The following is a 13,175-nucleotide window of genomic DNA, read 5'->3' on the forward strand; positions in this document are numbered from 1 at the left end:
TTGAGATAATAAAACAAGTTTTACATCATTTTTTGTAAAAAGGAACTCAGCAGAGTACTGAAGTTTTCTTACATCAATTCTTTATTCCTTATTCCAAATTGGGGCCCATCTCTTTATTTCCATAATCTAAGAATAGGGATCGCTGAAGCGATCCCCTTCTTTTAACATTAGAAACCCGTTGAATAAGGAAAAGGCATCATTCTTATTGAATAATCGAAGTTTAAGCTGCCTGATTATCAGTTGATCTTGAACATACGCAACAAAGTATACTGCCCGTTAATCGAAAAGACATCCCTCTTAGCTCTAAGTTTGACAAAAGATAAAATGATCATTAGGATTCCAAACGTGCAGATAATCTGCAATGTATACCCGCAGCCATAACACGCCGTTTATTCGTCTAAGATAGAAGCCTTTTGGAAAATCATCATCTTCGCACAGTATCTCCGAGCTATTGTAATAGACCCAGATGGAGCTTGAATTCCGGTAAAGTATTCCCCGAATAATCCTCTGGCTGACCAGATATTCCATTCACAAATAAGGCCCCAGTTCAAGCGGACACAATCCCAAACCTAGATCTTCCGCTTTTTTAAAGATTTGAGCCGTAGTAGCTCCATCAGGGAAGCCTAGATCGCCTACCAGTTTTTCTCCATACTCATTCCCACCGAAAATCCCACAAAAAATAAGGCTGCCGAACCATTTCAGCAGCCTTAAATCCAATTTATTTTTTCAATGCTTCATACTGTTTCAGTACTTCTGTAGCAAGCTCGTCTGATTTTTCCAGTCCGCATACTTCTTTCAGCACAAACTGCACTCCGTTGTCTTGAATCATCTCCTGGAGCTTTACCGCTTCTTCGTCTTCCCTGTTATCAAACAATAGTGCCGCAGCAATAGCTTTAGCGAGGTTTGTGTAAGATAAGCCTGCTTTTTGTGCCTGCAGTGCCGGGCGAACGAGTCTGTCTTCAGGGCCAAGCTTTCTTATCGGCGAACGTCCTACTCTTGTGACACCGTCATTCAAGCGGGCATTTTGGAATCGGCCGATAATTTTATCAATATATTTTTGATGCTCGTCAGGATTCAGACCATATCGATGAATCAAATAGGCCCCTGTTTCACCGAGTGTTGCCTGAACCTGCTTATAAATTTCTTCATCTGCAAGTGTCTGGTCGATGGTTTTTTTTCCGCCCAGGTATCCGAAATAAGCAATGACGGCGTGTCCAGTGTTAACCGTGAACAGTTTTCTTTCGATAAAAGGCGCGAGCTCCGGAACAATTTTCATTCCTTCGATATGCGGAATGTCTTCTGTCGTTTCCACAACCCATTCATGGTACGGTTCAACAAGAACATCCAATGATCCGTGGTTGTTTTGGATTGGGACAATTCGGTCTACAGCGGAGTTTAGGAAAGAAACACCGGTTAGATTTACATCGCTGTCAAGATGCTCCATTATATAGGCTTTTAAAAGGTCAGTCGCAGAAATCTGATTTTCACATGCAATGACATAAAGCTGCTCGTTAATGCCTGCCTCTGCTCTGGCAGCCAGGCCTTTTGCAATTAATGGGGCAATCCGCGGAAGGATGTTAGGGCCGATTGCTGTTGTTAAGAAATCAGCCTGCTTAATGGCCTCTATTACTTCATTCTCCTGTTTCAGGTTATTCAATCCTGAAACATTTTCAATGGTCATGGATTCCTGTTCGTCTGCAGCCAGCAGCACTTGATATTGTTTTTCTTCGTTCAGCTGATTAATGATTTCGTCGGCAATATCCACAAAAGTTACATGGTAGCCTGACTGTGAAAATAGGGCCCCGATAAATCCTCTTCCAATGTTCCCTGCTCCAAAATGCACTGCTTGTTTCATCGAATCATTCCTTTACTGATTTATTTTAAAATGAGACTGCAGATATTCCGTAAAAATCGATTCCAGCTTCTTGTAAATCATGTCTTCATTAGCTGAAGAAAAAATTAGAATTGCTTCCTCTGTCTCAATAATATTTGTGCTGATTAAGCTTAAAATCTCCTGCTCTCTTCTGCTCAGCTCGAGTGGTGCCAGCATGAGCAGCAGGTTTTTCAGAAGAACATCTCTCCCGTCCATCCCCTTCACCATGCATGGCTCGGGAAGATGGGCAATCTGAAAAATAAGTTCATGGACGTTTTTACTGCGGGCATGAAAGAGAGCCATATTGGTTTCAGGTATGCCAAGCCCGCCTTTTTGTTCCCGCTCCCTTAAGGATTGCAGGACATCTTCAGCATTCGCCAGCAAATGATCCCGTTCGGCAATCCCAAGCATTCTCTCAAGAATCTGCTCCTGGCTTTCTCCTCCATCCATCCGGTAAAAACGAAAGTTATGAATAAGAGACTCGATGCTCTCCTGGATATCTCTTACTTCCTCAAGCATTGCGGATAAAGTAAGGTTTCTCTGTTCAGCCTGTTTGATCCCATCCTCCGGCTGATATTCTTTTCCTTTGGTCAGGCTTCCAATATTGTTCTTCAAATAGTTTTTTATGGTGAGTATATTTTCATCGCTTAAGAGCGGATTCACCAATATGTACTCAGCATTTATAAAAGGAAGTCTGACTGTAGAAAGAATTAAATCATATTCCTTCAAATCAGCACCCTCTGATATTTCCTTCATCGACTTGATTTCGATTACATCAATCTCAGCTGCTTCTTTTTTCAGCCTGCTTTTTAGCATCTTGGATGTGCCGATGCCCGTCGGACAAATGACAAGCGCCTTAATGGAAAGATTCTCTTCCTGCATGACCAGGGCTGAGCCAAAATGAAGGACGATGAACGCGATCTCGTCATCGGAAAATTGATCAATGTCTGTAAATTCCTCTTCAAGGCTTTTTTTTACAGCCATGAACAGAACCGGATATTTTCGCATAATTTCTTCTTTTAGCGGGTTATAAGATTCCATATTCTGTTTCATTCGGAATATGGATGGCTCCATATGGGCCAGCAGTCCCTGGAATAAGGAAAAATCCTTGGTCAAATCCACATGCAGCTGTTCCGAAACAGATTTAATCACGTTTTTGATCATTTGGGCGAGCACAAGGCTGTCATATGGAAAAGCCTCGGCTCCGCTCAATTTGGTCCCTTTAAGTATTCGTGCGAGGTAAAGGACATCCCCTTCTGAAAAAATGCAGCCAAATTTTCGTTCCAGCTTGCTTGTTACCTGCTGAATCAAACCGTATTCCGCTATAACTTCCTTTTCAGGTAGGGTATCACACTGATCCACAAAACGCTTTTTTAGAGTCCGCTGCAGAGAAATGCATACATGCAGCACAACCTCCAGATATCCGCTGTCAGCAAACCGGGCAGGTGCACCAGAAAAAACAGTCTGAACAATACTGTTCACGTGGAAAAGATAGTCCGGTTCAAAGTAATGAAGGACCCTTTCTTCACCCAGCTTCCTTTTTTCAAGCAAGAATAGTTTCTCAATTAATTCTTCATGAAAATATTGGAGGAAAAAATGGGCGAGCGCTCTTCGTTTGTTTGCTTCTGCTCCGTGAAGCTCTACCCCGACTCCCCGTTTTCTGGTAAGCTGCACCTGGAAAACGGATAGCCATTGGGCAAGTTCATCCAGATAAGCTGACAGGGTTGCCGTGCTGATGCCGAGGTAGCTTGCCAGAACCTGAGTTTTGTATAAATCTTCTTCTAGAATGGCTATAAGAAGGCGGAGTTTCTTTTCCTGAGGAGTCTGGTCGACCGGTTCACTGCTGGTCAAATGCTGTATCAGCCGGAAAATCTGCTCATTTTTCCCTTCAATAGCAAGGCCCTGATTTACATTGCGTGTTAACTTCAAATCGAACTCACTGACGATTTTCTCTACTGCCTTTAAATCCCTCTGTATTGTCCTCGCACTGACATTCAACGAAGATGCAATCGACAATGCCGTGTGTTTACCAGATGTTTTTATAATAGATTCAATAATGGCTTTTTCCCTCGATGTAATATACATGAGATCAGCTCATTTCTAAAATTAGTGACAAAAACACTGAATAGAAAAGCGCATAATAACGCTTTTCTATTCGGAAATATCTTTATTTTTATTTCTTGCCGATAATATCCATAATGGTCTGTGCCGATTCAGCCTCAGCCAATTTTTCGATATTATCCATGTCAGAACATGTTACCGCGATTCCTGACAGGATTTCAAGGTGTGTGCCGTCTTTGCCTGCTATTCCGAAGATCAGACGGACCTTTTGGCCATCGAAATCTACTCCATTTGGCACCTGGATAACAGTAAAGCCGGATTTGATCACAGCTTTTTTGGCTTCTTCAGTTCCATGCGGGATCGCTACATCATTTCCCATATAAGTGGACGTGATATTATCACGTTCAATCATCGCTTCAATATAGCTTTCTTCCACATAGCCTGCATCGACAAGCACTCTTCCTGCGAAGCGGATTGCTTCATCCTTATCAGCAAATTCTTTGTTCAGGAAAATATTTTCCGGACGCAATAAATCGTCATCGTGAGCCATTTCTTCGTCCACGGTGTCAGGAACATTTTCTTCAGCATCTTCAACGATTTCATGCAGTTCCGAGTTAGCCGGGAACTGGAGGGCGCTGATCAGCTTGTCATACTCCGGACTTGATAGGAAGTTATCAACCGATACATGGAATGCATTCGGCACTTTTTGGCGTGCCCTTGGTGTCAGTTCTTCCTGTGTAATGACGATTTCTGCATCTGATGGAAGATTGGAAATCGATGTATTCGTAACAGCAATGTCCATGCCCGCTTCCTTCACCTTTTTTCGGAGAAGTGATGCACCCATGGCACTTGAGCCCATACCTGCATCACAGGCAAAATAGATTTTGGTAACATTATCGGGCATTGCAGCCTGACCGCCTTCAAACACATTGGAAACAGAACTTTTCTTGCCTTTCATTTCCTGCATCTTTTTCGCAGCTTCTTCAATATCCTCTTCACCCTGCTTGCCCGTCTTCATAATAAAGGCAGACACGATGAATGACACAGCAGCAGCCACAAGCACACCTGCGAAGTTCGCAATATACGCACTTGCATGATGAGGCGTTACAGCCGTGATGGCGATGATGCTGCCCGGTGATGAAGGAGCGAATAATCCACCGCCTAAAAGAACCAGTGTGAACACACCGCTCATTCCGCCAAGGATGACAGCAATAATGAGCATAGGACGCATTAAGATGTAAGGGAAATAAATTTCATGAATCCCGCCGAAGAAGTGAATGATTCCGGCACCTGGAGCAGATTTCTTGGCATTGCCTTTTCCAAAGAACATGTAAGCAAGCAAGACACCGATACCAGGTCCTGGGTTTGCTTCAAGCAGGAACAGGATGGATTGTCCTGTTTCTTTTACCTGTTCAACGCCAATTGGCGAAAGAACACCATGGTTGATGGCATTGTTCAAGAATAAAACTTTTGCCGGTTCAATTAAGATGCTTGTCAGCGGCAGAAGTCCTGTGCCAATCAGCCAGTCAACTCCAGCTACAAGCCAGCCCGTGAATACATCAACCGCAGGGCCCACTCCCAGGAATGCAAGGATGGCAATAATTGCACCAAGAATTCCAGCTGAGAAGTTGTTCACAAGCATTTCAAAGCCAGCACGGACCTTTCCTTCGATCATCTGGTCAAATTTCTTAATCACATAACCGCCTAAAGGACCTATAACCATGGCGCCAAGGAACATCGGCACCTCAGCACCAGCGATGACCCCCATTGTTGCAATGGCACCCACAACAGCACCGCGCTGATCATGTACAAGCTTACCTCCGGTATAACCAATTAATAATGGAAGCAAGTATGTCACCATTGGACCTACCATTTTGGCAAGGCTTTCATTTGGGAAGAAGCCAGTAGGTATAAATAAAGCTGTAATAAGACCCCATGCTATAAAAGCAGAGATATTCGGCATAACCATTGAGCTCAGAAAATTACCGAACTTCTGTACAGCTACTTTTAGATTAGATTGAGCCATGTACACTCATCCTTTCGAAATATAGTACTTTATTATTAATGGTAATGGACAAATGGGCTATACTCAACAAAGGAGAAACCTAACTTTGTCGCGCAACGGATGACAAAACTAGTGTTTCTCCTTTCCCAGCCTCATTGATTATATTTATAGCTGTTGAAATTAAAAACCTGAACCTTTACCTTGATATCAGTAAGAGAGTCTTTCTCCAAATAGAAATTGCCTGTTTTTTCTAATTCTGCAAATTTCTCAGGATGCATCCGAAACCATTTCTCGCCGGCATTCAGATAATCAATCTTATTTTCCACTCCATCCAAATATAGTGTTCTTAGTTTTGCTTTTATTTCCTCTTCAACCAGACTGGTTAATCGGTTCATGGAAATGTCCTGTACTTTTTCCAGGACATCAGCGCGAATGGATAAATCAATAGAAAATTTGGGGCTGGAGGAATCTTCATCATATTTGATTTTCAGCCTCGGGCTTTCGAGCTTTACTGCTGCAGCCAATTTCCCCTCTACATCGACTCTTTCATCTACAGCAATATATTTTTCCATCAGCCAATTAAGAAATAAGGAGTCCTCAAAAGCTAGTTCCTTCATATATTTTCTGTTTTGAAAAACGGAATAGCCATCAAAATATAATACAGGATAATCCTTGTCTGCCTTCCAGCTTGTTTTATCAATTTTAACGGAGGGCAGTTTCGCTGCATTCATTGGCTCATAATATTCCCGCAGAAAATTCATTAATGCTACCGGCCTAATTTCATTTTGCGCAACCTCATAAGCATCTTTTTTAAATAGAACGGTGTATACGGCTGGATAATTAAACAAGGCATTAGTATTTAAAACCTCCTCAATCCCTTCTTCTGTTGTTACGACATGAAGCGTAGGGCGAATAGAACGGTTCTTTCCAATCTCCTCCACCACTTCCTGAAATTTGTGCTGAACAATCCGGTTTGTGATAACAAGAGTCTTTACATGGCCAAAATATAAGGGAGGTTCAGATACTTTATACAGCTTTCGTACAGCTAAATTTAATGTTTCTCCTTTTGCAGAAGCCACAAAAATTGGGACAGGCTCTGCAGATTTTCCGCCTTCCTGCTTGGCGACATTTAAAAAATTTAAACCCTGGAGATATACTGTATATTCCTCTTTTTCTTCATCATAATCCATACCGATTGAAACAATATAGGTTAAATCCTGTATATTTTTGATGCCGGAACAGCCTGAGAGCAAAAAACAGCATGACGCAACCATCAAAATCACGCTTCTGGCCATTACTTCTCCCTCCTCGTGGGATCGTCAGGGCTGGTGGAAGTGGAGCGGGATTTATAAAATTGTACAGGCAGCATCAGAAATGCCTTTATGCTTTCTCTCCAACTGATTGGAGCTACAGCTGAGAGGTAAGGAACTCCAAAGGATGAGAGCGTCGAAAAGTATAAAACGGTTATTATATAGCATAAGATGACCCCAAACAAGCCTAAAAAAGTACTCATGATGATGACGAAGAATCTAATAATGGTTATGGCAGAACTAAGGGACTGACTCACAAGGGTAAAAGATGAAATATAAGTAATCGCTGCAACAACCAGCATCGTTGGAGAGGTTAAGCCTGCTCTTATAGCTGCATCCCCGACAATCAAACCTCCCAGTACGGCCACTGTTTGCCCAATGGCTCTCGGCAGCCTGATTCCTGCTTCATTAAAAAGCTCAAACAATAGGAGAATGATGAACATCTCAATTGGGGCACTCAAAGGCAGCCCAAATCGGGATACCGAAATAGTTGCAACGAGCAAGTAAGGTATTTGTTCAATATTAAATGCGGAAAAAGCGATCCATACCCCTGGCAGGAAACCTGATACCGTTATCCCAATCATTCTGATAAATCTTTCCATACTCACAAACGCATAATTCATGTAAAAATCTTCAGGCGATTTAGTCTGCAATAATAAACTGACTGGGGCATATGTGACGGTTGGATTCCCATCCACCAATATGGCGAACCTCCCCTGATTCAGTGCCTGAACGATAAAATCCGGACGGCCGGTATAATCAAGACTGGGGAAAATCGAATAGGGGCGATCCCTGATTAGGGAGTCAAGTTCATGGATGCTCGTCAAGACATCAAGCTCAACATTCCCCAGCCTTTTGTGAATCTCTTCGAGAACACGCTTATCAATAATGTCTTCAATATACATTAGGGCCACTTTCGTTTTGCTTCGTTTTCCAAATGTATATTTTTCAACACATAAAGTGCTGGTATTAAGCCTTCTGCGTATTAAAGATATATTGGTCTGCAGATCTTCTACAAATCCATCCTTTGGACCTCTAATGGATGTCTCCAGCGCAGATTCTTCAGGCTGTCTTTTTGGAAGGTTTGCTGCCCTAATACTTAATATGTCTTTATCAGCCAGGAACAGAAAATTCCCCTCAAAAAGCATTTGAGACAAGTCATCAATTGACTTATCAGTTACCAGGTCAGCTTGAAATAAAGTCCTGAGCTTATCTTTTGCCAGGCCCTCCTTCTCGGCTGCAATCATCGGCAGGATATATTGATCCAAATATTGAGTATCCACCAACGTATCAAAATATAATATGTCAAACTGATCTTTCTCTGTAACATGAGCTTTGCTCACAAAATCGCCGCTTTTGCTTAATTGCTGTTTTAACTCTTCAGCCTTTGTGCAGCCATTCTCTTTAGGTTGAGGATTGGACTTTAGAATTCTTGTTCTTGCCATGTTTCTCATCCCTTTTCTTCAAAACTAATACAATCAGGGCAGATAAAAGGATATAGGACAGAAAAAACAACATACTGACTGGAAGATAATACTTATAGATAAATTGATAAAAAGTGTGGGTTTCGATCTTAATGCACATCAATCCAAACAAAATCATATATAAAGTAAGGACCAATTTGGGATTCAGTCGATAATGTTTCTTTTTGACTTGAAAAAATGCACCTACTAAATACATAAATAAGCCAATTCTGATTAATGCTCCGCTCAGCCACTGATATAAGGCGAGAAAGTCCAGATGAGAGATGTACTCTCCAATGCTTAAAACCCTCCATTGCTCATGGGCAGGGTAAAGAAATTTCGTCGCTTCTACAGGACCAAATTCCATGATCGAGGCTGTAAGCGGCCCCAAAGTTAATCCTGTCAGAAGCGTCAAAAGGAAAACTAAATGCTTGAATTTAAAGGGTTTTTGTGAGTATGGCTGCAATAAGAGGATGATATAAATCTCAAGCAGCCCCGAAAGAGTATAAACAATTCCGCTCATGAAAGGTTCTAAACCCCCTGCAAATAGGGGAAACAACAGGCCGGGGTCCTTCAATCTGGTGTTTGTAATGGAAATAAATACTCCGAAAAGCATCACTAACGGCAGCAGTACACCGCTTGATATAGCCATATATTTCACACCGGCCATAGTCATGATGGAACAAACAATAATTAAAATGATGTTAATCATTATTACAGAGGCATCTGCCAGGAAAAACGCATTTAACCAAATCATTAAGTCTCTGAACGTTATATAGGAGCTAGTAATTAAAAAAACAATAACGGGAACCGATAAAAGTACGGAAAACGTCCTGCCAAGACGCTGTCTCAGCATGAAAAAGAAACCTTCATCTGATGAGTTTTTAAGTATGTAGTAAATAAGCCACATGAAAAAGAGCGAGATTGGATAAGCGGCAACCACACTCAGCCAGCTGTCTCTTCCGGCAGCGGTCAATAAATTCGGAATCAAAATAACATGGTTCAGCAAGCCTGTAGACAGGATGAGCAATAAAAACAGTTGTCTGGGTATTAGGACTTTAACTAAATTTTGCATAACGTTCTCCAGCTATTAGTTTTATTAAGTATGCTTACCAGACAAGAGCAATTTATGTAATGAGATTCTAATCCAAAATCAAAGAGGGATGAAATGAAAGCGAATGTCGCATGAGCGCTTTTGATTCATCCCTTTTCATTTAATTTCCTTACTGATGCTCTTCCTCAGCAGCCATGGCATCTGCCTTCGTTTGATGCACCGTTCCAAATGGATGCTGTGGCGGTGCGTAAATGGAGTATAGCTTGAGGGGTTTGCTGCCTGTATTGATGACATTATGATATTTTCCTGCAGGGATGATAATGGCAAAATCGTCCGCAACTTTCCGCTGAAAATCTAACCGATCCTTGCTGTTCCCCATCTGCACTATCCCTTCTCCCTCTTCAATTCTTAAGAATTGATCAAGTTCAGGATGAATTTCCAGACCAATATCCTCACCTGCTTTTATGCTCATCAATGTCAGCTGCAAATGCTGTCCTGTCCATATCGATGTCCGAAATGTGTTATTTTGCTTTGTCGCTTCCTCTATATCAACGACAAATGGCTGAGGCCCATAATCGGTAATCCGGTCATTTAGTGAAACAAGGCGCGCTGCATTTTCCTGTTCCCCTGTCATAGCCCAAATGAACACATTTTGAACCTGCGGAAGCTGTGAAAGTGCGGACCCCCGCTGATACTCCTGGAAACCCTCCATTTCCAATTGATAAGCCCTATGCAAGCCATCACGGTAATGCTCAATGGATACATCGCCAATCTGATACTCCGGCTGTTTTCCTGTTAAATTGTAATAAAGATTGCAGAAATGGGTTAAATGGACTTTTTTCCCTTCGATAGCCTGAATAATATTTTGCTTATGCTCTTCATTAGGGGCTTGTTCTGCAAGCTGTGTGTATAGCTCAAGTACCGAAGCTTCCCTTTTGACTCCTTCAAGGACCGTTTCACAAAGCTGCTGAAAATGATCCTGATTGCTTCTTAACATGTCGTCAGTATGAAATACAGGTGCATTTACTAAAGGGTAATATGGATAGGAATACGCATTAGGATGATACAATACATGTCATTCCCTTCACAGATTTATCAACACATCATATGCCTATAAAAAAAGAAGGTACGTTGGATTTTTCATGTTGGGCTTATGGACGAATTAAAAAGAACCAGTCTTGTCCTATTTATAGGACTGTAAGACTGGCTCTTTTTTAATCGTATTATTTCTTAGGAATTTCACAGCCATCATCATCACAGATCATACCGTCATGATCATTTAAAACAGTAATCTCATCCTCTGCAATAATCTTCTGCAAAGCTTGAACAAACATCTCAGTTGGCTGTGCTCCGCTAAGGGCATACTTTTTATTGATAAGGAAAAATGGAACCCCTGTGATGCGGTATTGCTGGGCCAATTGCTCATCTGCACGGACTGCATCTGCAAACTCATTGCCGGCAAGCATTTTTTCAGCCTCTTCACGGTTCAGGCCAACTTCTTCGGCTAATTCTGCTAAAGCGGCATGATCCCCTATATGCCTTGAATCTGTAAAATAAGCACGCAGCAGCCGTTCAGTCATTTCTTTCATTAGCCCTTTCGTTTTGGCAAACATCGTCAGACGGTGAGCATCAAACGTGTTTGTGAGAACGACGGTATCAATGTTGAATTCCAGCCCGGCGTTTCTTGCCATCTGCACCATGTTTTTCGTGTTGGCTTTCGCCTGTTCAATCGTCATCCCATATTTTTTGGATAACTTTTCATACATGTTATCCTTTATATCCCGTTCAGCTGTCGGGTCCAGCTCAAAGCAGCGATAAGTCACTTCAATCGGATGATTAATCTGTTTAATGGCATCCTCCAGATGCCTTTTGCCAATATAGCAAAACGGTCAAGCGAAGTCAGTCCACATTTCAATATGCATTTTCCATTCCTCCAATACTGTATATTCTTCTTTAGTATAGTAGGCGGCATTTTATTTTACACGGAAAGTGCTTAAGAGTGCCGATTTGGGATTTACACCCGTATAAGGATGGGCATTGTCATTTTGGTCGCTATTGATTGTGATTAACTGCCATTTCTTATGGGATCCTTTTATTTTGGTCGTTAATCAGCTTGATTAACGACCATTTCTTACGGCACTCAGCCTTTTTCGTCGTTATTGATCAAGATTAACTACCATTTCTTACGGCGCTCAGCCTTTTTCGTCGTTATTGATCAAGATTAACTACCTTATATAGTCGAAAAAAAGCTGGAAAAAGGTATACGTCCCTCCCCCAGCCATCAGCAATTATATATTTGCCAGTTCATCATGGTCTGCCGGATGCGGCGGCTCCTCGAACCAGCCATTTTTTATGAGAATGTTTGCACCATCTTCAGCAAAATTAGCAATTTCAGCAGATAAACGAATGAAGTTAATCGCAATATCTTTTCGCGCACTTGAAGCAGCACTTGTTGCATAAATCCCTGCACTTAAGGCAATAAGGGATGTGGTCATAAACATCATTAATTTATCTGAAAAAGGTGGATCAGTGGAATCTGTTACTTCCATATCCCAACTCATGCTAACTGGCAAATAACTTTCTTCGAGCATTCCAGCAAAGACTTTTGTATGTTTGGCCGCTATGTCCCTGCCCCTTACCATGAATTGGCCAACTTCCTTCGATTGGGCAACCTGGCTAAATCCCACCATAATCGTTTTTCCCATGGCATTCTTTTTCAAATTCATATATATATTACTAATTTCAATAACATTCGGCGGTCTTTTATCACCAAACAATCCACCCATAAATTTTTTGCTTTCTACAAAGCTGGTTTCTTTTACTGGGATGACATGGGGAGATTTCATATACAAGCCTTTTTGGAGCAGCATATTTTTAAGCTTTGTTTCGTATTCATTAACTTCCATTAAACAATTATTAAAGTAATTAACGATATCAGACCGGACAGAAAGTGTTTTGGCCAGCGCATAAAAGCTGACTGCAAACATGGCAATATTATAGAGGAAATGAAGGGAAAAATTTTCTGAAAACAGCTTTGAATCTTTTGCCTTTACATCCTCTTCGGCTTTAAATCCATATGGCACGGATAACCCTTCGTTTTCAAAAAAACCAGTAAGCTTCTGTAAATGTGTTTCTGTTAATTGAATGCTATCCCAGAGCATGGACTGCAGTTCCTTATCTTCAACAGTATTTAAAAAGTAAGTGAAAATACAATTACACATGCTGCTGTTCAAATAAGCAGACCATAATTGCGCTATTTCAGCTGCAGTTAATTCCGAGTTCTGATTATTACTCATTGGCTGCACGTCCCCCTTTTTTATTTTATTATTTCCAAAGTCCTGAAATAAAAAAGAAACTTTTTATTAAAAACAGGGGTTCATGCTGGATCATTTCACCATTAATAACAGAC

The 13,175-nt window shown here is 41.4% G+C and carries 9 protein-coding genes; all 9 read right to left on the reverse strand.

The features are described 5' to 3' along the window. Positions 1 to 718: 718 nt before the first annotated feature. The gene (locus tag ACXAD1_RS12570) at positions 719 to 1,855 is read right to left on the reverse strand and encodes a mannitol-1-phosphate 5-dehydrogenase (protein ID WP_474910192.1); all 1,137 of its coding nucleotides are present in this window, start codon (positions 1,853 to 1,855) and stop codon (positions 719 to 721) included. Between the two features lie 12 nt (positions 1,856 to 1,867). Next, entirely contained in the window at positions 1,868 to 3,958 is a 2,091-nt protein-coding gene (locus ACXAD1_RS12575) for a BglG family transcription antiterminator (RefSeq protein ID WP_474910193.1), read from the reverse strand. Positions 3,959 to 4,046: 88 nt separating this feature from the next. Continuing rightward, on the reverse strand, positions 4,047 to 5,960 hold the full coding sequence (locus ACXAD1_RS12580) for a PTS mannitol transporter subunit IICBA (protein WP_474910194.1): 1,914 nt from the start codon (positions 5,958 to 5,960) through the stop codon (positions 4,047 to 4,049). 131 nt (positions 5,961 to 6,091) lie between these two features. Further along, the gene (locus ACXAD1_RS12585) at positions 6,092 to 7,234 is read right to left on the reverse strand and encodes a Ger(x)C family spore germination protein (RefSeq protein WP_206844479.1); all 1,143 of its coding nucleotides are present in this window, start codon (positions 7,232 to 7,234) and stop codon (positions 6,092 to 6,094) included. Then, the gene (locus ACXAD1_RS12590; RefSeq protein WP_474910195.1) at positions 7,234 to 8,694 is read right to left on the reverse strand and encodes a spore germination protein; all 1,461 of its coding nucleotides are present in this window, start codon (positions 8,692 to 8,694) and stop codon (positions 7,234 to 7,236) included. The genes ACXAD1_RS12585 and ACXAD1_RS12590 overlap by 1 nt, the downstream gene beginning before the upstream one ends. Continuing rightward, positions 8,654 to 9,787: an endospore germination permease gene (locus tag ACXAD1_RS12595; protein ID WP_206844475.1), complete on the reverse strand. Its 1,134-nt coding sequence runs from the start codon at positions 9,785 to 9,787 to the stop codon at positions 8,654 to 8,656. Before ACXAD1_RS12595 ends, ACXAD1_RS12590 begins: the two co-directional genes overlap by 41 nt. A gap of 148 nt (positions 9,788 to 9,935) precedes the next feature. After that, entirely contained in the window at positions 9,936 to 10,835 is a 900-nt protein-coding gene (locus ACXAD1_RS12600) for a cupin domain-containing protein (protein ID WP_370223256.1), read from the reverse strand. A gap of 154 nt (positions 10,836 to 10,989) precedes the next feature. After that, positions 10,990 to 11,643 carry a DsbA family oxidoreductase gene (locus ACXAD1_RS12605; RefSeq protein ID WP_370223266.1) on the reverse strand — a complete coding sequence of 218 codons (654 nt, stop codon included), beginning with the start codon at positions 11,641 to 11,643 and terminating at the stop codon, positions 10,990 to 10,992. A 411-nt stretch (positions 11,644 to 12,054) separates the two neighbouring features. Beyond that, positions 12,055 to 13,062 carry a DUF3231 family protein gene (locus ACXAD1_RS12610; protein WP_206844471.1) on the reverse strand — a complete coding sequence of 336 codons (1,008 nt, stop codon included), beginning with the start codon at positions 13,060 to 13,062 and terminating at the stop codon, positions 12,055 to 12,057. Positions 13,063 to 13,175 lie beyond the last annotated feature (113 nt).

It is taken from the genome of Cytobacillus sp. ABV4_503 (assembly GCF_056158445.1).